This is a genomic window from Glycomyces sp. NPDC050141 (genome assembly GCF_055586545.1).
The window spans coordinates 1-23879 of the sequence record NZ_JBVJHZ010000034.1 but is presented as its reverse complement, the minus strand read 5'-3'; the positions used below and the strand labels follow the sequence as shown (position 1 = coordinate 23879).

Here is a 23879-nt window from a genome sequence, read left to right as displayed (position 1 = left end):
GGTCTACACTCGGGCCCGCCCCGACATGAAAGCGAACCCCTTATGGCCGTAGCGATCACCTTCGAAACCCACTCGATCACCGAGGACAACGAGAACGGCATCGCGACCGGGCACCTGCCCGGCCGCCTCTCCGCCCGTGGCCGCGAGGTCGCCGCTGAACTCGGCCTCCGCCACCGCGCACCTGCTCCCGACGCGGTGTTCACCTCCGATCTCCACCGCGCGGTCGAGACCGCCCGCATCGCCTTCGGCGACACCGGCATCCCGGTCCACCAGGACCGCCGCCTGCGCGAATGCGACTACGGTGACCTCAACGGCCACCCGGTCAGCAAGATTGCCGAGCTCCGCGCCGCCTGCATCGACCAGCCGTTCCCCGGCGGCCAAAGCTACCGCCAGGTCATCGAGGCGACTCTCGAATTCCTCAACGAAATCGCGGCCGAACGCGACGGCCAGAGGATCGTTATCGTCGCCCACTCCGCCAACCGCTGGGCCCTCCAAGTACTCCTCGGCGGCGCCCGCATCGAAGACCTTGTCGACGAGTCGTTCCAATGGCAGCCCGGTTGGCGCTACCTCCTCGGCAGGAAGCTGTAGGAAAGGAACGGCGGGCCGCGTTGCGCGGCCCGCCGTTCCCCGCCATTCCCATGGAGGGACCAAAGCGAGTCCTTAGGTCCCTCAATGAGTTAGCGGCGGGCGAGGACGAGTTCCCTTCCTGCCGTGGCGCACTGGGCCGCGTACTCGGAGGGCGGGAAGCCGATGAGGTTCTTGAAGTCGTGGGTGAAGTGGGCGTGGTCGGACCAGCCGAGCTCGGCAGCGAGGCGGGCGAGGTCGGTCTGCGGGTCCTCGGCGAGGCGGTCGGCGGCGTCGTGGAGGCGGTAGCGCTGGATGAGGGTCTTCGGGCCGAGCCCGAGGTAGTCCTGGAAGAGCCGCTGGAGTGTCTTGGGGGACATGGCGAACCGGGACGCGAGCTGGTCCACGCGAGTGATCGAACGGTCCTCCAGCATCGCCCGCACCACCGCCAGGACCCGCCCGTACCGCTGGTCGGGATGATCGGGCACGCGCTCGGCGAGGAACCGCGAGACCACCTGGATCGCTTCGATGTCGTTGCGGCTCATCACGATCGCGTTCAACTCGTCGACCTCGGGCCCGAACACCGTCCCAGCGCCCGCCGACCAGTCCGCCAGCGCCGCCCCCTCGACCCCGGTGAAGGCGGTGAACCCGCCGGGCCGGAACTTCACCCCGAACACCCGGCCGCGGCCAGTGAGCGGGTGCCGCGAGACCGCGACCCCGGGCCCGTGCAGCTCCGCCCCGATGACGGGCATGAAGCTCAGGTTCACGCACGGGTGGGGGATCACCACCGACTCGTACGAGGCGCCCTCAGGCAGGTCCCAGTGGACCGTCCAGTACCGCTCCACGTACTGCCCGAGGAGCCCCGTCTCGCGGTATCGCCGCAGGTCGATGAAGTTCACGGCCTCCTGCGGTCGCAGCAGGCCCTTTTCGCTGGCGGTATCGCCGCGCGCGGTAGCTCCGTTCACGCCCTGAAACTACCTCCGGGGTGTGACGCTTTTTTACAAGCGCGCCCGGCCGGGCCCGGCGAGACTGGCCTCATGAGTGAGAACGAAGTCAACCCGATCCCCGACGGCTACCACTCGATCACGCCGTTCATCGTCGTCAACGAGGGCGCCAAGGCCGTCGAGTTCTACAAGGAAGTATTCGGTGCGGAGGTCCTCATGCGCAACGACATGCCGGACGGCACCGTCGCGCACTGCGAGCTGCTCATCGGCAACTCGATCCTGCAGCTGGGCGACGCGAACCCGGCGTGGGGCCTCGAAGCGCCCGACCCCGAGCACATCACCGCGTCCCTGGTCCTCTACGTCGAGGACTGCGACGCGGTGTGCGCCAAGGCCGTCGAGGCCGGTGCCAGGGTCAGGGAGGAGCCGAGCGTGTTCCTCACCGGCGACCGCTACGCCTCGATCGCCGACCCGTTCGGGCGCCGCTGGTCGATCATGACGCGCGTGAAGGACGTCCCGCGCAAAGAGGCCGAGCGCCGCATCGACGAGTGGATGGCCTCCATGGGCGGAAGCGAATAGCCGCAACAGGAAACCACAGGGCGGGCCGCACGGCCCGCCCTTCAGTAGCTCTCCGGGTACCCCACTGTCGGCGCCGACACGTCGTCCAGTGCGAGCCGGATCTCCGGCGGCAGGAACAGCTGCTCCGCCGCGAGCGAGGCCCGCAGCTGCGTCGCGTTCCGCGCGCCCACGATCGCCGAGGCCACCCCGGGCTGGTCGCGCACCCACGCCAGCGCCACTTCGAGCGGGCTCACCCCGAGCCCCTCAGCGGCCGTCGCGCACGCCTCGACGATCCCCGCCGAGCGCTCGTCCAGGTACACCCCGGCGAACCGCGACCACTGCGCCGAGACTGCCCGCGAATCGGCGGGCCGCCCGAACCGGTACTTGCCCGTCAGGACCCCGCGCCCCAGCGGCGACCACGCGAGCACGCCCATCTCCAGCGCCAGGCACGCCGGGAGCACTTCGCGCTCGACCCCGCGCTGCAGCAGCGAGTACTCGACCTGGTTCGCCACGATCGGCGTCCGCCCCGGCCACGCCGACTGCCACGCGAACGCCCGCGCCGTCTGCCACCCGGTGTGGTTCGACAGGCCCACATAGCGGACCTTCCCGCTCGACACCGCCGCGTCGAGCACCGACATGGTCTCCTCCAGCGGCGTGTCCGGGTCGTACACGTGCAGAATCCACAAGTCGATGTAGTCGGTCCCGAGCCGCCGCAGCGACCCTTCGAGCGACCGCATCAGCCACCCGCGCGAGGTGTCCCGCTTGCGCGGCGCCCCGTCCGTGCGCACCCCCGCCTTCGTCGCGATGTGCAGCTCCGAGCGGGCCACGATCTTGCCCATGAGCTGCCCGATCACCGCTTCGGCCGCGCCCTGCCCGAACACGTCGGCGGTGTCCACGAGCGTGCCGCCGGCCTCCACGAACGTCTGCAGCTGCGCTGCGGCGTCCTCGAGCCCGGCCTCGTCGGTGGTCCACGTCATCGTCCCCAGGCCTAGCGAGGAGACTTCGATGCCGCTGCGTCCAAGTGGTCGGCGTTCCATGACCACACAAGTTACATCGAGCAACCTTCGCATGAAAGCCTCAGGTGCGCTTGGAAGGACAACAAGTGCGTCTCGGTCGCGAATCACCGGCACTGGCCGCCCGGCCGGTATTCGAAATAAGATCGCGGGCATGGATTCCTGGACCGCACCGCACCTGCCCGCCCTCCCCGGCCACGGCCCCGCCCTGCGACTGCACGACACCGCCTCGGCGGACCTGCTGGAGACGGTCAAGCCCGGCGCCGAGCGCGCCTCGATGTACGTCTGCGGCATCACCCCCTACGACGCCACCCACCTCGGCCACGCCGCGACGATGATCACCTTCGACCTCGTGCACCGCTACTGGCTCGACCAGGGCATCGACGTCCACTACGCCCAGAACGTCACCGACGTCGACGAGCCCCTCTTCGAACGCGCCGAACGCGACGGCACCGACTGGCAGGTCCTCGGCCTGCGCGAGACCGCCCTCTACCGCGAGGACATGGAGGCCCTCCAGGTCCTCCCGCCCCGCCACTACATCGGCGCCGTCGAGTCCATCCCCTCCGTCGGCCGCGCCATCGCCCGCCTCCTGGAGACCGGCGCCGCCTACCGCCACGAATCCGGTGACGTCTACTACGCCGTCGAGGCCCACCCCGCGTTCGGCGGCGAATCCAACTACGACCGCGACACCATGCTCCGCTACGCCCGCGAGCGCGGCGGCGACCCCGAACGCGAAGGCAAGCGCGACCCGCTCGACGCCGTCCTGTGGAACGCCCCCCGCGACGGCGAGCCCTCCTGGGACTCGCCCGTCGGCCCCGGCCGCCCCGGCTGGCACATCGAATGCGCCTGCATCGCCCTCGACCACCTCGGCGAGACCATCGACGTCCAAGGCGGCGGCAACGACCTCATCTACCCCCACCACGAGTTCTCCGCCGCCCACGCCGAATCCCTCACCGGCACGGGCCCGTTCGCGCGCGCCTACGTCCACACCGGCATGATCGGCCTCGACGGCGAGAAGATGTCGAAGTCCCTGGGCAACCTCGTGTTCGTCTCCAAGCTCCGCGCCGAAGGCGTCGACCCCGCCGCCGTCCGCCTCGCCCTCCTCACCGACCACTACCGCTCCGACCGGCAGTGGAGCGCCGCGAAACTCGCCGAAGCCGAACTGCGCCTGGGGCGCTGGCGCGAGGCCGTCGCCCGCGAGCTCGCCGCCCCCGCCGGGGCGATGCTCAAGGCCGTCCGCGAGCGCCTCGCCGACGACCTCGACACCGCCGGAGCCCTTGCGGCCGTCGACACCTGGGCGAATGAGACCCTCACGAACGGTGGCGAAGACCCGTCCGCACCGGACCTCGCCCGCGACACGATGCGAGGACTGCTCGGCATAGACTGCACGCGCTGATTGTGCGAAATGCCGAGTATCGGTACGCTCACAGTTGAGCGTGGCCGACTCCCCATCCTCCTGGAGTCGAATTGAAGATCCTGCTGCTGGCGTCCGGGTTCAACGGACTCACCCAGCGCGTGTGGTGCACCCTGCGCGAACAGGGGCACGAGGTCGGCGTGGAACTCGCCCCGGCCCACAGCGCCCCCGAATCGCTGACCCGCGCGGTCGAGCGGATCGACCCCGACCTCATCCTGTGCCCGTTCCTCAAGCACCGTGTGCCCGAAGCGGTCTGGAAGCGCTGGACCACCGTGATCGTCCACCCCGGACCGGTGGGCGACCGCGGTCCGTCCTCGCTCGACCACACCCTGCTCGGCCAGGGCCCCCGCTGGGGCGTCACCGCGCTCTCGGCGGTCGAGGAGATGGACGCCGGGCCCGTCTGGGCCTGCTCCACATTCGACGTCCCCGCGGGCATCACAAAATCGTCGCTCTACAACAGCCGCGTCGCCGACGCCGCCATGGAGTGCGTCGCCACCGTCGTCCGCAAGGTCAAGAACGGCGAGCGGCCCGTCCCCGCCGCCGACCTGCCCCTGCCCGTCCCGGGCACCGGCGAGCTCCCGCTCCTGCGCCGCGACGCCTTCGCGCTCGACTGGCGCGCGCCTGCGACCGAGCTCGCCCGCCGCATCGCCGCCGCCGACGGCGCCCCCGGCGCCCCCGCAGTGCTTGACGGCCGCACCTACTGCCTCTTCGACGCCGCCGCCACGACCGAGGACACAGGCGCCGAACCCGGCACCATCGTCGGCCGCGACTGCGAGTCCATCGCCTTCGCCACCGGCCGCGGCACCCTCTGGGTCGGCTACGCCGCCCTCCTGGAGAAAAAACGCGGACCCAAACTCCCCGCGAGCATGGTCATCGACGCCACGAACGCGCCGTTCAAACCCGCCCCCGACGCCATCGCCGAATCCGTCTACCGCCGCGAAGGCGACATCGGCTACCTCACCATCCGCTCCTACAACGGCGCCATGCACACCGAGCAGTGCCGCCGCCTCACCGGCGCGGTCGAGAAGGCCCTCATCGAGGACACCCGCATCCTCGTCGTCACCGGCACCGAGCACGCCTTCTCCAACGGCATCCACCTCGGCGTCATCGACGCCGCCGAAGACCCCGCCGCCGAGGCCTGGGACAACATCAACGCCATCGACGAGCTGTGCCTGGCCATCGCCCAGGCCGACCAGCTCACCGTCGCCGCGTTCTCCGCGAACGCGGGCGCGGGCGGGGTCATGGCCGCCCTCTGCGCCGACGTCACCGTCGCCCGCGACGGCACCGTCCTCAACCCCTACTACGACATGGGCATCTACGGCTCCGAGCTGCACACCTGGTCGGTCGCCAACCGCGTCGGCGAGGAGGTCGCGGCCCGCCTCCTGGGGGAGAAGCTGCCGGTCTCCGCCGCCGAGGCCAAGCAGATCGGCCTCATCGGCGCCGTCGGCCCCCGCGACTGGGACGAGTTCCAGCGCTGGCTGCGCGCGGTCGCGATCGGCTACAACGAGCCGGTCACGCGCGGGCGCATGTTCGCCGCGAAGGCCCGCCGCCGCGCCGAGTCCAAGCCGCTGTCGTACTACCAGACCATCGAGCTGGCCGAGATGGCCCGCGACATGTTCGACGACCGCCACGGCTTCGACGGCAAGCGACGCGCGTTCCTCGGCAAGTCGGCCCCGGCCGAGACCCCCGAGAAGCTGCGGTTCCGCTAGGCCGGCGCTTGCCATTCCCGCCAGTGCGTTGACAGGTGCCGTCCCACCTGATGGACTGTTCCTATGTTCGAAGAAGGACAGTACTTCGCGCCGGTCAACACCGACGCCGACGGATCGGTCAGCGTGGAACTGGGTGAGAACCACCCGGGCTTCGCCGACCCCGAGTACCGCGAGCGGCGCAACGCCATCGCGGCCCTCGCCCTGGACTGGGAACCCGGCCAACCCATGCCGACGGTTGCCTACACCGACACCGAGCACGAGATATGGCGGCTGGTCAGCGCCGAACTCGCCGTGAAGCACCAATCCCTGGCCGTACACGAATACCTGGAGGGCGCCGAGCGCCTCAAGCTCCCCGCCGACCACATCCCGCAGCTCCACGAGGTCTCCGAGTCCCTCGCGCCGCTCACCGGCTTCAGCTACCTGCCCGCGGCCGGGCTCGTGCCGCTGCGCGAGTTCTACGGGGTGCTCGCCGACGGGAAGTTCCACGCGACCCAGTACATCCGCCACCACTCGGTGCCGCTCTACACGCCCGAACCTGACGTCATCCACGAGGTCATCGGGCACGCCAACGCCCTCGCCTCGCCGCGGTTCGCCGCGCTCTACCGGGTCGCGGGCGAGGCGGCCCGCCGCGTCCACTCCGAGGACGCGCTCGAGTTCGTCTCCCGCGTCTTCTGGTTCACCCTCGAGTTCGGGGTCATGAGCGAGCGGGACGGCCTCAAGGCCTACGGCGCGGGCATCCTCTCCTCGTACGGGGAGATCGACGAGTTCCGGGGCATGGAGATCATGCCGCTCGACCTGGTCACGATGGGCACCATCGACTACGACATCACGAAGTACCAGGACCACCTGTTCGACGCGGGCTCGATGGAGCAGCTGGAGGACGTGGTGGGGGAGTTCTGGGCGACCTGCGACGACGAGTCGATCGAGCGACTGAAGGCCGACAGGCCCTAGCCGCACAGCGAAGCGGCCGGGCAGAGGAGCCCGGCCGCACAGTCGCCTGAGTGCTAACTGCCGCTCTTGAGCGCGGCCATGCGCGCCTCGATCTCGGCGTCGTCGGCGAGCCCGTCGAGGCTCTCGAACTGCTTGTCCAGCGAGGACATCGACAGCTCGGCCTGGCCCCGGACCTTGGCCTCCTCGCGGCGGACCTTCTCCTCGAAGCGGTTGACTTCGCTGAGCGGGTCCATGATGTCGACCGAGCCGATCGCCTCGTTCACCTGCTTCTGCGCCTGCGCGGTCTTCGCGCGGGCGGCCAGGCTGCTGCGCTTGGACTGCAGCTCGGTGAGCTTGGTCTTCATCTGGTTGAGCGCGGTTTTGAGCTTCTCGACGACCTCCTGCTGGCTCTGGATGGTCGGAGCGGAGGCCTTGATCTCCTTCTCCGCTTCGAGCTGCTTGCCCAGGGCCACCTTGACGAGGCTGTCGAACTTGTCGGCCTCGGCGGTGTTGCCCGCCGCCCGCAGTTCGTCGGCCTTGCGGCTGGCGTTGCGGGCCTTGTTCTCCCACTCCTGGGCGGCCTCCTTGTCGGCGGCGGCGTCGTCCTCCATCATCCGGAGGTTGCCGATGGTCTCGGCGATGGAGCTCTCGGCGTCGGCGATGCTGTTCTTGTAGTCCCGCTCCATCTGGGCGAGCATCTTCTCCGGGTCCTCCGCGGAGTCGATGGCGTCGTTGATGTTCGCCTTGAGCAGCTGGCCGATACGGCCGAAGATCGATTGCTTCTGGGTCATTGGTCCCCATACCTTTCGGATCGGTTGCAGTGGTCGCGTGTCCTCGCGGTCGTCAGAATCGGCCACCACCGCCTCTGCGGCCCGCGCCGCCGAACGAGCCGGGCGAGGGGCCGCGCCTGCGCGACGGGCTCGGCGCGCCGAACCCGCCCCCGCGGCCGCCGCCGGAGCCGCCCAGCATCCCGCCGAGGAGGATGCCGCCGAGCATCGCCCCGGCGTTCCCGCCGCCGCCGAACCCGCCGCCCATGCCGCCGCCGGGCCCGGACTGGCCCCGGTAGGCGTTCACGTCCTGCTGCGCGAGCCGCGAGGCGGCCGCCGCGAGCTGGTCGGCCCGCTGCGCGTTCGCCAGGGCCTGCACGGGATCGGTGGCGGCGAGCGCGCGTGCGGCGTCGAGCTGCTGGTTCGCCTCGTTCAACCGGGTCCGGGCCTCGGTGCCGACGCCGCCCCGGTTGGTGTTGATGTAGTCCTCGACGGCCGCACTCGTGGCTGCGGCGTTCGCGATCGTCTGCGCCAGTTGGGCTTTCGCGCTCTCGCGCTGCTCCTGCTCGTCGCGCACGGCTTGCAGTTCGGCGCCGATGTCGGCCTGGGCCCGTTCGAGGCGGCGCACGGCGTCCAGCGGGTCCACCGGCCCGGCGGCCTTCGCGGCCTCGACCTCAGCGGCGACGGCCCGCGCGTCGGCGGCCGCGCGCCGCAGCCGGTCCCCTTCAGGCGCGCCTTCGGCTTTGCGTTCGGCTTCAGCGGCGTCCTGGCCCAGCGTGGCGAGCAGCCCCGGCAGGCCCTGGGCGGCCTCGGCGAGCTCGGTCTGCCGCCCGGTCACTGCATCGAGGAGCTGTTTCGCTTGGGCGAGACCGCCTTCGGCGGCGCGGACGCCCACGGCGGCCCGGCCGTTCTCGCCGCTGTCGAGCGCCTGGCGGGCCTCGGTGAGGTTCCGGTCGGCGAACGCGAGCCGGTCTTCCGCGTCGGCCACGTTGTTCGCGACGGTGTCGTACGCGGACGCCGGGTAGGCGGCCGCGAGCGACGCCAGCGCCTCCTTCGCGGCCCCGGTCCGCCCGGCCAGGCCCTTCGTGTCGGCCGTCAGCTTCTCGATCGCCTCGGGCGCGCGGCGGCCGAGGTCGCGCAGCTGGTCGAAGTCGGCGGCCTCGCGATCGAGCTCGGCGTCGGCCTTCGTGAGCCGCTCGATGATCCCGGTGAGCAGCGCGCGGCGCTGCTCCTCGGTCTCGGGCACGTCGTCGTCGAGGGTCTGGCGCAGTCGGAACGCCTCGGCGAGTTCGCTTTTGGCGGTGTCGAGGGCGGCGGCGAACTTCGCGGTGCTCTCGGGCCCGAACTCGGCGACGGCGAACCCGAGGTCCTGGTCGCTGGTGCGGATCGCGTCGTCGCCTTCGACGAGGAGGCGGCTGGCCTCCCGGTCGAGGTCCTGCGTCGACATCCGCTGCACCTGCTTGCCGCTGGGCGCGCCCTGCTTGGCGCGGCGCTTGCGCCAGATCAGGAAGACGACGACCGCGATCACTACGAGGACGAGCAGGAACACCAGCCACCCCGCGCCGCTGCCCCCGGTGCTGGCGCCGTCCGCTGCCTCGGCCCGGTACCCGTCGGCGGCCGCGATCGCCGCGCCGGCCCAGTCGTCCGCGGAGAGCCGGGGCTCGATCTCGGTGGTGGCGACCTCGTTGAGCTGCGCGTCGGTCAACGGAAACCCGGACTCGACCGACCACGAGTAGCGGCGGTCGCCCGTGGCGATGGCGAGCAGGATGTCGTTGGCGCCCAAGCCGCTCTGCACCGCGGTCTGGTTCGCCCAGTCCTGCGGCGTGTACCCCGAGAACGAGTCCACATAGGCCACATAGAGGCCGATCGCGGCGTCGGACCGGAGTTCGTCGATAGCGGCGTCGACCTCGGCACCCCGGTCGCCGACGGCGCCGACCTGGTCGGTCACCGACCCGGAGTCCAGGTCGATGGGCTCGACCGCGAACGCGGCCGTCCCGGACAGGGCCAACCAGAAGGCGGCCAGTACGGCCGCCGCGTACCTCACTGCTGCCGCCATCGGCGCCCCTGTGTCTTCCGGTGTCCTGAACTGCGGATATCGCGAATTCAGATTAGGGAAGAAAATTCAGGTGCTGCTCGATTCGGCGAAACAGCCCGCGCCGTCCCGCTCTAGCGCTAGTAGAGCTCCGATTCGTACTTCGGGCCGTACTTGTCGACCAGCTGCTCCAAGGTGGCCTCGACGACCTGCGTGTCCTTGACCATCTGCGCGTGCGGCGGCAGCGTGTCGCCCCACGTCTCGGGTTTCCAGATCCCCGAGCGCATCGCGGACTTACCGCAGTGGAAGTAGATCGTGTCGATCTCGACCACGAGCGCCAGGATCGGCTTGTGGCCCTTCACGACCATGTCCGCGAAGAACGGCGCGTCCGAGACGACCCGCGCCCGGCCGTTGATCCGCAGCGTCTCCCGTCGCCCCGGGATCAGGGACAAGAGCCCGACATGGGGATTCGCGAGCACATTGTGATACCCGTCGACACGCTTGTTGCCGCGCCGCTCGGGGATCGCCACCGTGGTGTCGTCGAGGACGTGCACGAGCCGCCCGGCCGGGTCGCCTTTGGGGGAGGCGTCGCAGTTCCCGTCCGCGTCCGAGGTCGCGATCACGCAGTAGGGGGAGGCGGCGAGCCACTCGCGGTCGCGCTCGTGGAGCCGGAAACGCTCCTTGGTAGCCGCCTGCGGCATCACGTCGCCGACGATCTCCCGCAGCTTCCCAGGATCGGTCACTTCGGTCCACAGCGCCATTTCCGCAGCGTCCATGTGTGTCCCTTCTCAAAAGAGGGCGTTACGTGCCGAGCCTACGCCCGGAACGACCCCCTGACCAGGGCCCCGGTCACAGGCACCGACTCTCAAGGGCTGAAACCCGATTCCCACTTTCCGGCACTCCCCAGTACCCTTGACCCCGTGTCTGAGAAGAGTCTGTTCCTCGAAACCCTGCAACGTCGCGTCGTGATCGCCGACGGCGGTATGGGCACGATGCTGCAGACCTTCGACCCCACGATGGAGGACTACGACGGCTTCGAAGGCCTCACCGACATCCTCTGCCTCACCAGGCCCGACATCGTGCTCGGCATCCACGACGCCTACCTGGCCGCCGGGGCCGACTGCATCGAGACCAACAGCTTCAACGCCAACTACGGCGGCCTCGTCGAGTACGAGATCGTCGAACGCGCCCGCGAGCTCGCCCGCGCCGCCGCGAGCCTCGCCCGCCAGAAGGCCGACGAGTACGCCACCCCCGAGTGGCCCCGCTTCGTCCTCGGCTCCATGGGCGGCGGCACCCGCCTGCCCACCCTCGGCCACGCGCCGATGGCGCTCCTGCGCGACCACTACCAGGAATGCTCCGAAGGGCTCATCGAAGGCGGCGCCGACGCGCTCCTCATCGAGACCGCCCAGGACCTCCTCCAGGCCAAGGCCGCCGTCATCGGCGCCAAACGCGCCAATCAGGCCCTCGGCACCAACGTGCCGATCATCGCCCAGGTCACCGTCGAGACGACCGGCACCATGCTCGTCGGCGGCGAGATCGGCGCGGCCCTGACCAGCCTCGCCGCCCTCGGCATCGACCTCATCGGCCTCAACTGCGCCACCGGCCCGGCAGAGATGAGCGAGCACATCCGCTACCTCACCCGCCACTCGCCGGTCCCGATCTCGGTCATGCCCAACGCCGGCCTGCCGACCCTCGGCCCGAACGGCGCGCTCTACCCGCTCACCCCCGAAGAGCTCGCCGACGCCCACGAGGACTTTGTCAAGAACTACGGCGTCGGCCTCGTCGGCGGCTGCTGCGGCACCACCCCCGACCACATCCGGGCCGTCCGCGAACGCCTCGGCGGCGACCCCGAAGGCCCCGACGCCGCGAACGTGGTGAAGGCCAAGGAACGCACGCCGATCCTCGAATCGGGCGTCTCCTCCTCCTACCACCACGTCCCCTACCTCCAGGACGCCTCGATCCTCAACGTCGGCGAGCGCACGAACGCCAACGGCTCCAAGGCCTTCCGCGACGCCATGCTCGCCGCCGACTACGACCGCTGCGTCGAGATCGCCCGCGAGCAGGCCGGCGGCGGCTCCCACGTCCTCGACCTCTGCGTCGACTACGTCGGCCGCGACGGTGCCGAGGACATGCGAGTCCTCGCCTCCCGCTTCGCCACCGCCTCCACCCTCCCGATCATGCTCGACTCCACCGAGCCGAACGTGGTCGAAGCGGGCCTGGACTCCCTCGGCGGCAAGTGCATCGTCAACTCCGTCAACTTCGAGGACGGCGACGGACCCAACTCCCGCTACCAGCGGATGATGCCGCTCGTCGCCGAGCACGGCGCGGGCGTCGTCGCCCTCTGCATCGACGAAGAGGGCCAGGCCCGCGACCGCGACTGGAAGGTCCGCGTCGCCGCCCGCCTCATCGACGACCTCACCGGCACCTGGGGCATGAAGGTCCAGGACATCTTCGTCGACGCCCTCACCTTCCCCATCTCCACCGGCCAGGAGGAGACCCGCAAGGACGGCATCGAGACCATCGCGGCCATCCGCGAGATCGCCCGCCTCTACCCGGGCGTCAACTTCACCCTCGGCGTCTCCAACATCTCCTTCGGCCTCAACCCGGCCGCCCGCCAGGTCCTCAACTCCGTGTTCCTCAACGAATGCGTCGAAGCGGGCATGACCAGCGCCATCGTCCACTCCTCCAAGATCCTGCCGATGGCGCAGATCCCCGAGGAGCAGAAGCAGGTCGCCCTCGACATGGTCTACGACCGCCGCGCCGAGGAATACGACCCGCTGCAGAAGCTCATCGAGATCTTCGACGGCGTCAGCCTCGCCGGGACCAAGGAGGCCCGCGCCGAGGCCCTCGCCGCCCTCCCGCTCGACGAGCGCCTCGCCCAGCGCATCATCGACGGCGACAAGAACGGCATGGACACCGACCTCGACCAGGCCCTCGCCGAAGGCAAGCGCCCGCTCGACATCATCAACGACAACCTCCTCGAAGGCATGAAGGTCGTCGGCGACCGCTTCGGCTCCGGCCAGATGCAGCTGCCGTTCGTCCTCCAGTCCGCCGAGGCCATGAAGTTCGCCGTCGCGCACCTCGAACCGCACATGGACAAGGCCGACGGCGCAGGCAAGGGCACTATCGTCCTCGCCACCGTCCGCGGCGACGTCCACGACATCGGCAAGAACCTCGTCGACATCATCCTGTCCAACAACGGCTACACGGTCGTCAACCTCGGCATCAAGCAGCCGATCAACGCGATCCTCGACGCCGCCGAAGAGCACCAGGCCGACGTCATCGGCATGAGCGGCCTCCTCGTCAAGTCGACGGTGATCATGAAGGACAACCTCGCCGAGATGATGGCCCGCTCGATGCACACGCGCTGGCCGGTCCTGCTCGGCGGCGCCGCGCTCACCCGCGCGTACGTCGAGGACGACCTGCGGGAGATGTTCGAGGGCGGCCAGGTCCACTACGCGCGCGACGCGTTCGAGGGCCTGGACCTCATGAACAAGGTGATGACGGCCCGCCGCACGGGCGTGCCCATCGTCGACGCCGAGAAGGAGGCGAAGATCGCCCTGCGCCGCGAACGCCGCGCCAAGCAGGCCACGATGGTCGCCGACTCCCTCCCGGACCTGAACGACACGTCGGTGCGCTCCAGCGTCGCCACGGACGTCGAGATCCCGGTGCCGCCGTTCTACGGCTCCCGGGTCGTCAAGGGCATCGCGCTCGCCGAGTACGCGGCGCTGCTCGACGAGCGCGCCACGTTTCTCGGCCAGTGGGGCCTCAAGCCCGCCCGCGGCGACGGCCCCTCCTACGAGGAGCTGGTCGAGACCGAGGGCCGCCCGCGCCTGCGCTACTGGCTCGACCGGCTCGCCACGGACAACGTGCTCGAGGCGAAGGTGGTCTACGCGTACTTCCCGGCGTACGCCGAGGGGAACACGCTCGTCGTCCTCGACGAGAACGGCCACTCCGAGCGGGCCCGGTTCACGTTCCCGCGCCAGCGCCAGGGCCGGCGCCTGTGCCTGGCGGACTTCTTCCGCAACAAGGACGGCGAGCAGCTCGATGTGCTCGGCATGCAGCTGGTCACCTTGGGCTCCAAGGTCTCCGAGTACACGAACGAGCTGTTCCAGGCCAACGCGTACCGCGACTACCTCGAGGTGCACGGCCTGACCGTGCAGCTGACGGAGTCGCTGGCCGAGTACTGGCACCGGCGCATGCGCCGCGAATGGGTGCTGCCCTCGGGCGGCACCGTCGCCGACGCCGACCCGAGCGACGTCAAGGGCTACTTCGACGTGGACTTCCGCGGCTGCCGCTACTCGTTCGGCTACCCGGCCTGCCCCGAGCTCGCCGACCGCGCGACCCTCGTGGAACTCCTCGGCGCCGAACGCATCGGCGTCGAACTGTCCGAAGGGGACCAGCTCCACCCGGAGCAGTCGACCGACGCGATCGTCCTGCACCACCCCGAGGCGAGCTACTTCAACGCCAAATAGCGAACGCGAGTGCCCGGCACCAATGGGGTGCCGGGCACCGCGCCGAGTGCCGATGCAAACGCTCTGCCGCCGGTTAGGCACGATAGGGCCATGTCGCACGAACTCGTCGCCTACCTCGGAGTCATGGACGCAGGCAAGTCCACCCTCGCGCTCCAGTACCACCACTCCCTCGGCGGCAAGGGCGTCGTCTACACCTCCATGGACCGCGGCGGCGAAGGCGTCGTCTCCAGCCGCATCGGCCTCAGCCACGAGGCCCGCGAGGTCAAGCCCGGGTTCGACATCTACGACGACCTCGCCGCGACCCGGCCCCCGTACGTGATCGTCGACGAGGTCCAGTTCCTCGAAGCGCCGAAGCAGATCAACCACCTCGCCGACGCCGTCGACGGCCTCGAACTCGACGTCTACGCGTTCGGGTTGAAAACAGACTTCCTGGGCCGCCTCTTCCCGGCCACGCAGCGGCTCATCGAGCTCGCCGACCGCGTCGAGGAGCTGCCCGTGCGCGTCAACTGCTGGTGCGGCGAGCGCGGCACCCACAACGCCCGCCTCCGCGACGGCGTCATGGTCTTCTCCGGCGACCTCGTCGAAGTCGGCGACATGGACTCCTACACGGTCCTGTGCCGCCGCCACCACCGCGCGGGCCTCGCCTAGGGGGTGTGTGAGCCGCCTCGCGGCCGGGCCTCGAACCGGGCCGCCCCACGCGTCGCGCCCGTACTGTTGACCCCGTGACTGACCGAACGGAAGCCGCGTTCCCGCAAGCCGTGCTCTTCGACATGGACGGCACGCTCGTCGACAGCGAGATCGTCTGGGACACCGGCATCGAGGAACTCGCCGCCCTCCTCGGCGGCGCCCTCGACCCCGAGGTCCGCTCCCGCATGGTCGGCACCAACGAGGACGCCTCGGTCGTCATGCTCCTGGAAAGCCTCGGCATCCCCCTCACCGAGGCCCCGCACCGCCAGACCTGGCTGCGCACCCGCATGAAGGAGCTCTTCGCCCAAGGCGTCGACTGGAAGCCCGGCGCCCGCGAACTCCTCCTCGAATGCCGCGCCGCGGGCATCCCGACCGCCCTGGTCACCTCGACCCCGCGCGAACTCGCCGACATCATCATCGGCCTCGTCGGCCCCGAGAACTTCGACCTCACCGTCTGCGGCGACGAGGTCGAGCGGCCCAAGCCCGACCCGGTCCCGTACCTGACCGCCGCCGACAAGCTCGGCGTCGACATCGAACGCTGCGTCGTCCTGGAGGACTCCGTCTCCGGTGTCGGCTCCGCGCTCGCCGCCGGTGCGGTCACCCTCGCGATCCCCAACGACGTCGACCTCCCGGCCGACCTCGAGGTCAAGCGCCTCGACTCCCTCGAGGGCATCGACCTGGCGTACCTGCGCAGCCTGGGCTAAACCCTTTGACGCCCAGGGCGGTCGGTAGAAGGCTGTCCCAATGGAGCCAAGCCATCTGATCGTCAAAGCCCTGGCCGACCCTGAACGCCTCCGCGTCTTCGCCGACATCGTCCTGACCGACTCGGGCGCAAGCGTCACCGAACTGCGCGAGCGCCACCCGCGCGCCGAGAAGGCCCTCCACCGCCTCTTCGAATCCGGCCTCGTCACCCGGGAGGACGGCAAGGTCCGCGCCGCACCCGACGCCTTCAAAGCCGCCGCCGCGGCCGCCCGCGAATCCCGGCCCGACGCGCCGCCCGGCGTGAGTCCCGAAGTGGCCCACCTCTACTCGAACGGCCGCATCACCGCCCGGCCGGTCAACCGCCGCACCCGCGTCGCGCTCCTGCGCGACCTCGCATCACGTCACTTCGAGTTCGGCCGCGCCTACACCGAGCGCGAGATCAACGAACCGCTCGCCGCCGAGTTCGACGACCCGCTGCAGCTGCGCCGCGACCTCATCGACGAACTGCTCCTCGAACGCGACCTCGGCGGCACCGAGTACCGCCGCCGCGAGGCCCCGCCGATCTAAAGGGGGAATCCCCGGAACGCCGGGGATTCCCGCACAGCACTACGCCCGCGGCTCCGCTACGCCCGCGACTCCGCGAGCCGCGGCGCCAGCGCGTCCCGGTTCGCGTCGCCCCACACCTCGAGCGGCGCCAGCGCCCGGTTCAACTGCTCGCCCAGCGGCGTCAGCGAGTACTCCACGCGCGGCGGCACCTCCGCGTACAGCTCCCGGTGCACGATCCCGTGCGCCTCCAGCTGCCGCAGGTTCTCCGCGAGCACCTTCTCGCTCACCCCGTCGAGCTTGCGCCGGATCTGCCCGAACCGCACCGGCCCCTCGGCCAGCACCCACATCAGGTGCATCTTCCATTTGCCGCCCACGACATCGATCGCGATCGACATTCCGCACGTTTGATCTGCGTCACTCGTCGCCTGCACCGCGGCCCTCCCGACCATATTTCGAACGTCTCGGTAAGTAACCCCACCTGGAAGTGCGGTCTTGCGAAGCCTACCCCGGCCGACCGACGATAGACCCCGTCGAAGCAAGCAAGAAACCACCACTTCCCAAGGGGCACAACATGACTGCCAAGTACTCCGTCTCCGTTCTCGGCCTCGGCCCGATGGGCCGCGCCACCGTCCGCATCCTCCTCGACGCGGGCGTCGACGTCACCGTCTGGAACCGCAGCCCCGGCAAGACCGAAGAGTTCGTCGCCCTCGGCGCCAAAGCCGCCGCGACCTCCACCCAAGCCGTCGCCGCCAGCGACACGATCCTGCTCTCGCTCATCCACTACGACGCCATGTACGGCGTCCTGGAAGGAGCCGACCTCAACGGCAAGACCGTCGTCAACCTGTCCTCCGACTCCCCGGCCAACACCTCCAAAGGCGCCGGCTGGGTCCTCGACCGGGGCGGCCGCTTCCTCACCGGCGCGTACATGACCCAGAGCGACGACATCAAGCACCCCGTCTCCCGCATGTACGTCAGCGGCCCCGCCGCCCTCCACAAGGAACTCCGGGAACTCCTCGAGATCCTCACCCCCACCGAGTACCTCGGCGAGGACTACGGCGTCGCCCAGCTCTACTACCAGGCCAACCTCGCGATGTTCCACGCGTTCCTGATCTCCCTGGAGCAGGCGCTGGCCATGATCCAGCGCTCCGGCGGCGACATCGACCGCTTCCTCGCCCTGCGAGGGAACGAGCCGCAGAGCCAGCACGACTTCGCGCTGTACTTCGCCGAAGCGGTCAAGCAGGGCGGCTGGGGCGACGTCGCGAACTTCAAGATGATGCACGCCGGGGCCCAGCACGTCATCGACGCCAGCGACGAAGCCGGCGTCGACGCCGAGATCACCAAGACGATCCAGCAGTACTACCAGCGCGCGCTCGACGCCAGCGAGAAGGCAGGACGGCCCGTCCCCGTCCACCAGATCTTCAGCCAGGCCGAGTAACCCAGCCCGGGCCGGGCGGCACCGCCCGGCCCCGAACCCGTTGAGAGGCAACACCATGACGAAGCCCGCCACCACCGTCCTCGGCCTCGGCGCCATGGGCTCGGCCATCGCCGCCCGGCTCCGCGAGACCGGCCACACCACCACCGTCTGGAACCGGACCGCCGCCAAGACCGAACCGCACGTCGAAGCCGGATCGAAAGCCGCAGCCACCGTCGCCGAAGCCGTCCAGGCGAGCGACACCGTCCTGGTCGTCCTCCTCGACCACGCCAGCGTCCGCGAACACCTCGACCCCGTCGCCGCCGAACTCAAAGGCAGGACCGTCGTCAACCTCGTCACCACCACACCCAACGAAGCCCGCGAAACCGCCGCCTGGGCCAGCGCCAACGGCATCACCTACCTCGACGGCGCGATCATGGCCGTCCCGCAGATGATCGGCCAGCCCGACGCCCGCCTCCTCTACTCAGGAGACCAGCACGCCTACAGCACCGCCGAGCCCGTCCTCGAAACCCTCGGCGCCGCCGAGTACACGGGGGAGGACCCCGGCCTCGCCTCGCTCAAGGACATGGCCCTGCTCTCCGCCATGGACCTCATGTTCCTCGGCTACCTCCAGGCCATCGCCATGATGCGCACCGTCGGCACCAGCGCCGCCGACACCGCCGCCGAAACCGAGGCCTGGCTCACCGCCATGCTCCCGCACGGCAAAGGCCTCGCCGCGATCATCGACGGCGGCACCTACGACACCGGCGGCCAGAGCGTCGACTTCGACCGCTTCGGCATCGCCTCGCTCATCACCGCCAGCCGCGAACAAGGCATCCGCGCCGACCTCCTCGAACCCCACCGGCAGCTCCTCGACGACCTCACCGCCACCGGCCGAGGCGACAGCGACTGGCCCCGCATCATCGACCAGCTCACCATCCGTTAACGCACCCAACGCAAAGGAACCACCATGGGCAAGGGCAACATCACCATCCTCGGCCTCGGCGAAATGGGCTCCGCCATCGCCGCACGCCTCCGCGAGACCGGCCACGACACCACCGTCTGGAACCGCACCACCGCCAAAACCGAACCGCACGTCAAAGCCGGAGCAAAAGCCGCAACCACCATCACCCAAGCCGTCCAGGCCAGCGACGTCGTCATCGCCGTCCTCCTCGACCACGCCAGCATCCACCAGAACCTCGAACCGGTCGCCACCGAACTCAAAGGCAAGATCCTCGTCAACCTCACCACCACCACACCCAACGAATCCCGCGAAACCGCCGCCTGGGCCGCCGACAACGGCATCACCTATCTCGACGGCGCCATCATGGCCGTCCCCCAGATGATCGGCCAGCCCGGCTCCCGCCTCCTCTACTCCGGAGACGAGAACGCCTACGCCATCGCCAAACCCGCCCTCGAAACCCTCGGCACCGCCGAATACGAAGGCACCGACCCCGGCATCGCCGAACTCAAGGACATGGCACTCCTCACCGCCATGTACCAGATGTTCAGCGGCGTCCTCCAAGCCGCCGCCATGATGCGCACCGTCGACGTCGCCCCCAGCCAGACCGCCGAAGACACCATCGCCTGGCTCGGCGCCGTCCTCCCACTCGCCCAGAGCTACGCCGCCGTCATCGACGACCGCCAGTACGACCCCGCCCCCGGCCAGAACGTCGACTTCACCCGCGCCGCCGTCACCTCGCTCATCACCGCCAGCCGCGAACAGGGCATCCGCGCCGACTTCCTCGAACCGCTCAAAAAGCACCTCGACGAACTCGCCGCCACCGGCCGAGGCACCGCCGACTGGATCAGCGTCATCGAACAGCTCACGGTCAACTAACCCGCAGCCGAGGGCGGACCGGCACTACCGGTCCGCCCCCAGCAGCGCCAGCTTCTCGTAATCATCAGTCCCCGGCGCAGCCGTCAACGCCACCAGCATCTGCCCCGAACCGTCCGCCACCCGGAACTGCTCCTTGTACAGCTCCAACGCCCCCACCATCGGATGCTCGAACCGCACCGTCCCGATATTGCAGTCCCGCACCTCCGCCTGCGCCCACAACTCCGCGAAGAACCGGTGCCGCACCGACAACTCGCCGATCAGCCCCGTCATCTCCTTGTCGTCCGGGAACAGCGCCGCCATCTTCCGCAACTGCGCCACCGTCTCCAACGAGCACACCACCTCCCAGTCAGGGAAGTACGCCCGCGAATCATCGTCGAACAGCAGCCGCACGAAGTTCGGCCCCGCCTCCAGATCCCACCCGAACCCGCCGTACAGCAACTGCGCCAAGCGATTCGACGCCAACACGTCCTGCCGGTGGTTCATGATCAGCGCCGGGAACGCGTCGATCGCCGCCAGCATCGTCTGCAGCGACGGCCGCACCCCCGCGCTGGCCTGCAGCGGGCTCAGCCGCGAGTTCCCCGCCAGGCGGTGCATGTGCGCCCGGGTCGTCTCGTCCAGCCGCAGCGCCCGCGCGACCGCGTCCAGCACCTGATCCGACGGGTGCTTCGCCCGCCCCTGCTCCAGGCGCGTGTAGTAGTCCACGCTCACCCCGGCCAGCAGTGCCAGCTCCTCCCGCCGCAGCCCCGGGACGCGCCGCCGCGCGTCCTCCCGCAGCCCGACGTCCCCCGGGTTCACCCGCGCCCGCCGCGCCTGCAGGAACTTCCCCAGGTCCACGACGTCCTCGAGCTTGTGGATCTCGGTCGTCCGGGTCTCTGTCGCATCAGGTGTCATCACGCAAACCTCCGCGGCAAGTATCGCCGCGATCCCGCGCGAGTGCCTAGGTCTGTCAGTCCTAGGGTCGAACGACCCCAGGTCGAACAGACGTCTGGCAGCCCCTCCGGAACGCCCGCACCATGGTCCGCATGAACATTCACATCGTCTCCGCCCACCCCTCCGCGACCTCCCTCAACGCCGCCCTGCGCATCGAGATCGCCAAGGCCGCAACCGAACACGGCCACCAGGTCACCGAAAGCGACCTGTACGCCATGAACTGGAAGGCCGTCGCCGACTACGAAGACCTCGGCACGAGCAAACCGAGCTTCTACGAGGCCTCCATCGAAGGCGCCCGCAACGGCACCATCGCCGCCGACATCGTCGCCGAACAGGAACGCCTCCGTGCCGCCGACGCCGTGGTCTTCCAGTTCCCGCTGTGGTGGTTCTCCATGCCCGCCATCCTCAAAGGCTGGTTCGACCGCGTCTTCACCAGCGGCTTCGGCTACCTGCACCCCGACGGCTCCTACGGCGCAGGCGAACTCACCGGCAAACGGGCCATGGTCGTCACCACCACCGGCGCCAGCGCCGAAGGCCTCTCCGACCGCGGCATATCCGGCCCGATCGACGCCCTCCTCTGGCCCCTCCACCACGGCGTGCTGTTCTACACCGGCATGGAGGTCGTCCCTCCCGTCGTGATCAGCTCCGCCTGGAACATGGACGCCGACCGCTTCGAGTCCGTCGCCGCCGACCTGCGCGAGCGCATCGCCACCATCGGCACCGCCGCACCGATCGCCTACCGCACCGCCACCAGCGGCGACTACGACGAGGCCCAGCGCCTCCTGCCCGGCGTCGAGCGGTCGGGCGCCACCGCGTTCGACCTGCACAACGCCTGACAGCAAACAAGAGGGCCGGAGCGGAAACCGCTCCGGCCCTGTCCCCATACCTACTACTCGAACGGGAACTTGTCGGCGAACGCCGGCTTCAGGTCGTCGACCCACACCGCGTTCTCGTCGAACTTCGCATAGAACGGACGCCCCACCAGGTCGGGATTCCTGGCCTGCAGCATCCGCAGCGCGAACACCTTCTCCTCGCCGATCTCCACGACCCCGTCCACCGCGATCTTGCCCGGCGTGGCCGACATCGACGGACCGCGCACCGTCCGGCACAGCCCCGACACCCGGCTGAACGCGTCGCGGAAGATCTCCCACGCCCGCACCAGCGGCACCGAGAAGTAGTCCTGCGGGCCCGTGTCACGCTCGACGAACATGTAATACGGGATCATCCCCAGCTTGTGCTGGGTCCTCCACATCCCCGCCCACTGGTCCGCGTCGTCGTTGATCGTCCTGATCAGCGGCGCCTGCGTCCGGATCACCGCGCCCGTCGAACGAATCCGGCGCACCGCCTCGCGCACGATCTCGGAGTCCAGCTCCTTCTGGTGCGAGAAGTGCGCCATGAACGCGAGGTTCTTCCCCGACGCCACCACCCGCTCGAACAACCGCAGCGTGTCGTCCGCGTCGGGGTCCGACACGAACCGCTGCGGCCAGTACGCCAGCGCCTTCGACCCGATCCGGACCGACTCGACGTGCTCCATCTCCAGCAGCGGCTCGATATACCGCCGCAGCACCGGCTCGCCCATGATCATCGGGTCCCCGCCGGTCAGCAGCACACTGCTCACCTCGGGATGGTCACGCACGTACCCCGTCAACTGCTCGACGTCGTTGTTCGCCATCTTCAGGTCGGCGATGCCCACGAACTGCGCCCAGCGGAAGCAGTAGGTGCAGTACGCGTGGCAGGTCTGCCCCTGCTGCGGGAAGAAGAGCACCGTTTCCCGGTACTTGTGCTGCAGACCCGGGATCGGCTCCTCCCCGGCCTTGGGGATGTTCAGCGCCAGCTGCCCGGCCGGATGCGGATTGAGCTTGAACCGGATCTGGTTCGCAGCGCCGGTCACCTCCTCCTTGGAGGCGCCCTTCGAAAGGAGCTCGGCGATGTGGTCGACGTCCTCGGCCGGCAGCATGTCCTCCTGCGGGAACACGAGCCGGAACATCGGGTCCTCGAACGGGTCGTCCCAGTCGATGAGCTCATCTACGACATAGGAGTTCGTCCGGAACGGCAGTACAGATGCCACCGCCCTGGTCCGAAGCCGCTGATCCTCGGTCAGCGGCGCTCGCTGGAGCAGTTCGTCCAGGTGGCGAATGGTGTAGGCGTGGAAGCGCCTACCGGTGTTTTCAGGAGCAGTCACGAGACCCCCTCCTTTGCGATGTCGGTTTGCAACTGGGCAGGCAGGCCTGGTTACAAACAAGTGCGCGAAACCAACGACCACCGTGCCGCCCGACAGGCGGTACCGCCTGTGCTCGGCTCCGTGACGTTTCAGCCACGGATGGTGCACCCGATGCTTTCGCGCACACTGTGCGTGAATATGAAATTTTCAGGCGTTTGTGACGACCCTAACCCAGCGTCGCCTCAAGCGAAATCGGGACCGCCTTCAGCGCCTGGCTCACCGGGCAGTTCTCCTTGGCGCCGTGCGCGATCTTCTGGAACTCGTCGTTGTCGATTCCAGGGATGACGGCGTTGACCGTCAGCACGATGTCGGTGATGCCGGTGCCCGGCTTGAAGGTGACGCCTGCTTCGGTGACGATCTCGTCCGCGGTGTACCCGGCCTTCGCCAGGGCGCCAGAGAACGCCATAGAGAAGCAAGAAGTGTGCGCCGCGGCGATGAGCTCCTCAGGGCTGGTCTTGCCCTCAGGGTTGTGCGTGCGGGCGGCCCACGTCACCGGCGTGTCCGGGAGTCCGGAGGACACGAAGCTGGTGACGCCGTTGCCGTCTTGGAGATCGCCGGTCCAACGGGTGCGTGCATTGCGAGTGGCTGACATGCCTTCTCCTCTGATCGGAAGTCCTTCGCTCGCAGGCTAACAGCCGCCAGTGCGAGCAAAAGACATTCCGCGACGGCGGTCGGACCTGGGGCCCGGCGGCCGTCTTTCCGGAAGCTCTTGATGTCTTCGCTGGTCAAGCGTATCGTTGAACGGAAGGCGACCCCCCTGGTTTCGGCCCCTTCGGGGGTGTGTATATTTGTCTTTGCCCGCGGGGGAACGGAACGGCCGAGGAAAACGAAGCCGGTCCGGAGATCACGGAGACACGCGACAAGCTCTCAGAGTTATGGCGCGGTCCGGATCGAGACGCGGGGATCACCTGAGGCTTCATAGAGGCTCAATTGCGTGTGACGAGGGTCAATGACCCCCAGTTAGACATCGCGGTTCGAGACTAGTAATGTTGTTCGGGTTGCTCCGGCTGAGGCCGAATCCCTAATGTGGATCGACTTGGGTTGGCGTGTTGTTTGAGAACTCAACAGGGTGTTTGGATGGTCAGCGTGCGGGCTGATCGAGGTCACTGGACAAGGTTTCGGTGATGCTTGGTTGGTAC

The 23879-nt window shown here is 69.1% G+C and carries 21 protein-coding genes and 2 pseudogenes; 14 read left to right on the top strand and 9 right to left on the bottom strand.

The window, feature by feature from the left end; genetic code table 11:
* The first annotated feature begins 42 nt into the window (after positions 1 to 42).
* Positions 43 to 588: a histidine phosphatase family protein gene (locus ACZ60M_RS19065; protein WP_465419822.1), complete on the top strand. Its 546-nt coding sequence runs from the start codon at positions 43 to 45 to the stop codon at positions 586 to 588.
* 89 nt (positions 589 to 677) lie between these two features.
* On the opposite strand, the gene ACZ60M_RS19060 is transcribed toward ACZ60M_RS19065, so the two are convergent.
* The gene (locus tag ACZ60M_RS19060; RefSeq protein WP_465419820.1) at positions 678 to 1529 is read right to left on the bottom strand and encodes an AraC family transcriptional regulator; all 852 of its coding nucleotides are present in this window, start codon (positions 1527 to 1529) and stop codon (positions 678 to 680) included.
* 72 nt (positions 1530 to 1601) lie between these two features.
* Here ACZ60M_RS19060 and ACZ60M_RS19055 point away from each other — a divergent pair, with 72 nt between their 5' ends.
* Positions 1602 to 2084 (top strand): VOC family protein, encoded by a 483-nt coding sequence (locus ACZ60M_RS19055; protein WP_465419818.1) that lies wholly within the window; start codon positions 1602 to 1604, stop codon positions 2082 to 2084.
* 41 nt (positions 2085 to 2125) lie between these two features.
* On the opposite strand, the gene ACZ60M_RS19050 is transcribed toward ACZ60M_RS19055, so the two are convergent.
* Positions 2126 to 3100, bottom strand: a complete 975-nt coding sequence (locus ACZ60M_RS19050) for an aldo/keto reductase (RefSeq protein ID WP_465419816.1) — start codon at positions 3098 to 3100, stop codon at positions 2126 to 2128.
* Positions 3101 to 3230: 130 nt separating this feature from the next.
* Between ACZ60M_RS19050 and mshC the strand changes: the two genes are divergently transcribed.
* The 3 genes from mshC to ACZ60M_RS19035 all read left to right on the top strand — a co-directional run bounded on the left by mshC (position 3231) and on the right by ACZ60M_RS19035 (position 7150).
* Positions 3231 to 4472: a cysteine--1-D-myo-inosityl 2-amino-2-deoxy-alpha-D-glucopyranoside ligase gene (mshC, locus tag ACZ60M_RS19045; RefSeq protein WP_465419815.1), complete on the top strand. Its 1242-nt coding sequence runs from the start codon at positions 3231 to 3233 to the stop codon at positions 4470 to 4472.
* 71 nt (positions 4473 to 4543) lie between these two features.
* The gene (locus ACZ60M_RS19040) at positions 4544 to 6199 is read left to right on the top strand and encodes an enoyl-CoA hydratase-related protein (RefSeq protein ID WP_465419813.1); all 1656 of its coding nucleotides are present in this window, start codon (positions 4544 to 4546) and stop codon (positions 6197 to 6199) included.
* Between the two features lie 63 nt (positions 6200 to 6262).
* A complete protein-coding gene (locus tag ACZ60M_RS19035; RefSeq protein WP_465419811.1) occupies positions 6263 to 7150 on the top strand; it encodes a phenylalanine 4-monooxygenase in 888 nt (295 codons plus the stop codon).
* A 53-nt stretch (positions 7151 to 7203) separates the two neighbouring features.
* Here ACZ60M_RS19035 and ACZ60M_RS19030 read toward each other — a convergent pair whose 3' ends face one another.
* The 3 genes from ACZ60M_RS19030 to ACZ60M_RS19020 form a co-directional block, all read right to left on the bottom strand.
* Entirely contained in the window at positions 7204 to 7920 is a 717-nt protein-coding gene (locus tag ACZ60M_RS19030; RefSeq protein ID WP_465419809.1) for a PspA/IM30 family protein, read from the bottom strand.
* Positions 7921 to 7972: 52 nt separating this feature from the next.
* Positions 7973 to 9952 (bottom strand): TPM domain-containing protein, encoded by a 1980-nt coding sequence (locus ACZ60M_RS19025; RefSeq protein WP_465419807.1) that lies wholly within the window; start codon positions 9950 to 9952, stop codon positions 7973 to 7975.
* A 116-nt stretch (positions 9953 to 10068) separates the two neighbouring features.
* Positions 10069 to 10704 (bottom strand): MSMEG_1061 family FMN-dependent PPOX-type flavoprotein, encoded by a 636-nt coding sequence (locus ACZ60M_RS19020; RefSeq protein WP_465419805.1) that lies wholly within the window; start codon positions 10702 to 10704, stop codon positions 10069 to 10071.
* A 144-nt stretch (positions 10705 to 10848) separates the two neighbouring features.
* Here ACZ60M_RS19020 and metH point away from each other — a divergent pair, with 144 nt between their 5' ends.
* From metH to ACZ60M_RS19000, 4 genes are all read left to right on the top strand, one after another.
* A complete protein-coding gene (gene metH, locus ACZ60M_RS19015; protein WP_465419803.1) occupies positions 10849 to 14403 on the top strand; it encodes a methionine synthase in 3555 nt (1184 codons plus the stop codon).
* 90 nt (positions 14404 to 14493) lie between these two features.
* Positions 14494 to 15051, top strand: a complete 558-nt coding sequence (locus tag ACZ60M_RS19010; RefSeq protein ID WP_270114491.1) for a thymidine kinase — start codon at positions 14494 to 14496, stop codon at positions 15049 to 15051.
* Positions 15052 to 15125: 74 nt separating this feature from the next.
* Positions 15126 to 15794 (top strand): HAD family hydrolase, encoded by a 669-nt coding sequence (locus tag ACZ60M_RS19005; protein ID WP_465419801.1) that lies wholly within the window; start codon positions 15126 to 15128, stop codon positions 15792 to 15794.
* A 40-nt stretch (positions 15795 to 15834) separates the two neighbouring features.
* A complete protein-coding gene (locus ACZ60M_RS19000) occupies positions 15835 to 16359 on the top strand; it encodes a DUF2087 domain-containing protein (protein ID WP_465419799.1) in 525 nt (174 codons plus the stop codon).
* A gap of 56 nt (positions 16360 to 16415) precedes the next feature.
* On the opposite strand, the gene ACZ60M_RS18995 is transcribed toward ACZ60M_RS19000, so the two are convergent.
* The gene (locus ACZ60M_RS18995) at positions 16416 to 16733 is read right to left on the bottom strand and encodes a winged helix-turn-helix transcriptional regulator (protein WP_465419797.1); all 318 of its coding nucleotides are present in this window, start codon (positions 16731 to 16733) and stop codon (positions 16416 to 16418) included.
* Positions 16734 to 16909: 176 nt separating this feature from the next.
* On the opposite strand from ACZ60M_RS18995, the gene ACZ60M_RS18990 reads away from it, so the two are divergent.
* From ACZ60M_RS18990 to ACZ60M_RS18975, 4 genes and pseudogenes are all read left to right on the top strand, one after another.
* Positions 16910 to 17773: an NAD(P)-dependent oxidoreductase gene (locus tag ACZ60M_RS18990; RefSeq protein ID WP_465419796.1), complete on the top strand. Its 864-nt coding sequence runs from the start codon at positions 16910 to 16912 to the stop codon at positions 17771 to 17773.
* A gap of 19 nt (positions 17774 to 17792) precedes the next feature.
* Positions 17793 to 18695, top strand: a pseudogene (locus tag ACZ60M_RS18985) (NAD(P)-dependent oxidoreductase); the annotation flags it as partial.
* A 21-nt stretch (positions 18696 to 18716) separates the two neighbouring features.
* A pseudogene (locus ACZ60M_RS18980) lies at positions 18717 to 19169 on the top strand (NAD(P)-dependent oxidoreductase); the annotation flags it as partial.
* A complete protein-coding gene (locus ACZ60M_RS18975; RefSeq protein ID WP_465419879.1) occupies positions 19149 to 19589 on the top strand; it encodes an imine reductase family protein in 441 nt (146 codons plus the stop codon). The pseudogene ACZ60M_RS18980 and the gene ACZ60M_RS18975, both read left to right, overlap by 21 nt.
* Positions 19590 to 19613: 24 nt before the next feature.
* Here the strand turns inward: ACZ60M_RS18975 and ACZ60M_RS18970 are convergent, their stop codons facing one another.
* Positions 19614 to 20480: a helix-turn-helix transcriptional regulator gene (locus tag ACZ60M_RS18970; RefSeq protein WP_465419794.1), complete on the bottom strand. Its 867-nt coding sequence runs from the start codon at positions 20478 to 20480 to the stop codon at positions 19614 to 19616.
* A gap of 131 nt (positions 20481 to 20611) precedes the next feature.
* On the opposite strand from ACZ60M_RS18970, the gene ACZ60M_RS18965 reads away from it, so the two are divergent.
* Positions 20612 to 21355, top strand: a complete 744-nt coding sequence (locus ACZ60M_RS18965) for an NAD(P)H-dependent oxidoreductase (RefSeq protein ID WP_465419792.1) — start codon at positions 20612 to 20614, stop codon at positions 21353 to 21355.
* Between the two features lie 53 nt (positions 21356 to 21408).
* Here the strand turns inward: ACZ60M_RS18965 and ACZ60M_RS18960 are convergent, their stop codons facing one another.
* Complete coding sequence (locus tag ACZ60M_RS18960) at positions 21409 to 22701, bottom strand: KamA family radical SAM protein (RefSeq protein WP_465419790.1); 1293 nt, start codon at positions 22699 to 22701, stop codon at positions 21409 to 21411.
* 205 nt (positions 22702 to 22906) lie between these two features.
* Positions 22907 to 23332 carry an OsmC family protein gene (locus ACZ60M_RS18955; protein WP_465419788.1) on the bottom strand — a complete coding sequence of 142 codons (426 nt, stop codon included), beginning with the start codon at positions 23330 to 23332 and terminating at the stop codon, positions 22907 to 22909.
* Positions 23333 to 23879: the final 547 nt, after the last annotated feature.

Coding starts and splice junctions, on each gene's coding strand:
- ACZ60M_RS19065 (WP_465419822.1), top strand. CDS start 43: ATGGCCGTAGCGATCACCTTCGAAACCCACTCGATCACCGAGGACAAC.
- ACZ60M_RS18990 (WP_465419796.1), top strand. CDS start 16,910: ATGACTGCCAAGTACTCCGTCTCCGTTCTCGGCCTCGGCCCGATGGGC.
- ACZ60M_RS19035 (WP_465419811.1), top strand. CDS start 6,263: ATGTTCGAAGAAGGACAGTACTTCGCGCCGGTCAACACCGACGCCGAC.
- ACZ60M_RS19030 (WP_465419809.1), bottom strand. CDS start 7,920: ATGACCCAGAAGCAATCGATCTTCGGCCGTATCGGCCAGCTGCTCAAG.
- ACZ60M_RS18965 (WP_465419792.1), top strand. CDS start 20,612: ATGAACATTCACATCGTCTCCGCCCACCCCTCCGCGACCTCCCTCAAC.
- ACZ60M_RS19055 (WP_465419818.1), top strand. CDS start 1,602: ATGAGTGAGAACGAAGTCAACCCGATCCCCGACGGCTACCACTCGATC.
- ACZ60M_RS19000 (WP_465419799.1), top strand. CDS start 15,835: ATGGAGCCAAGCCATCTGATCGTCAAAGCCCTGGCCGACCCTGAACGC.
- ACZ60M_RS18995 (WP_465419797.1), bottom strand. CDS start 16,733: ATGTCGATCGCGATCGATGTCGTGGGCGGCAAATGGAAGATGCACCTG.
- ACZ60M_RS19010 (WP_270114491.1), top strand. CDS start 14,494: ATGTCGCACGAACTCGTCGCCTACCTCGGAGTCATGGACGCAGGCAAG.
- ACZ60M_RS18970 (WP_465419794.1), bottom strand. CDS start 20,480: ATGACACCTGATGCGACAGAGACCCGGACGACCGAGATCCACAAGCTC.
- mshC (WP_465419815.1), top strand. CDS start 3,231: ATGGATTCCTGGACCGCACCGCACCTGCCCGCCCTCCCCGGCCACGGC.
- ACZ60M_RS19020 (WP_465419805.1), bottom strand. CDS start 10,704: ATGGACGCTGCGGAAATGGCGCTGTGGACCGAAGTGACCGATCCTGGG.
- ACZ60M_RS19025 (WP_465419807.1), bottom strand. CDS start 9,952: ATGGCGGCAGCAGTGAGGTACGCGGCGGCCGTACTGGCCGCCTTCTGG.
- ACZ60M_RS18955 (WP_465419788.1), bottom strand. CDS start 23,332: ATGTCAGCCACTCGCAATGCACGCACCCGTTGGACCGGCGATCTCCAA.
- ACZ60M_RS19050 (WP_465419816.1), bottom strand. CDS start 3,100: ATGGAACGCCGACCACTTGGACGCAGCGGCATCGAAGTCTCCTCGCTA.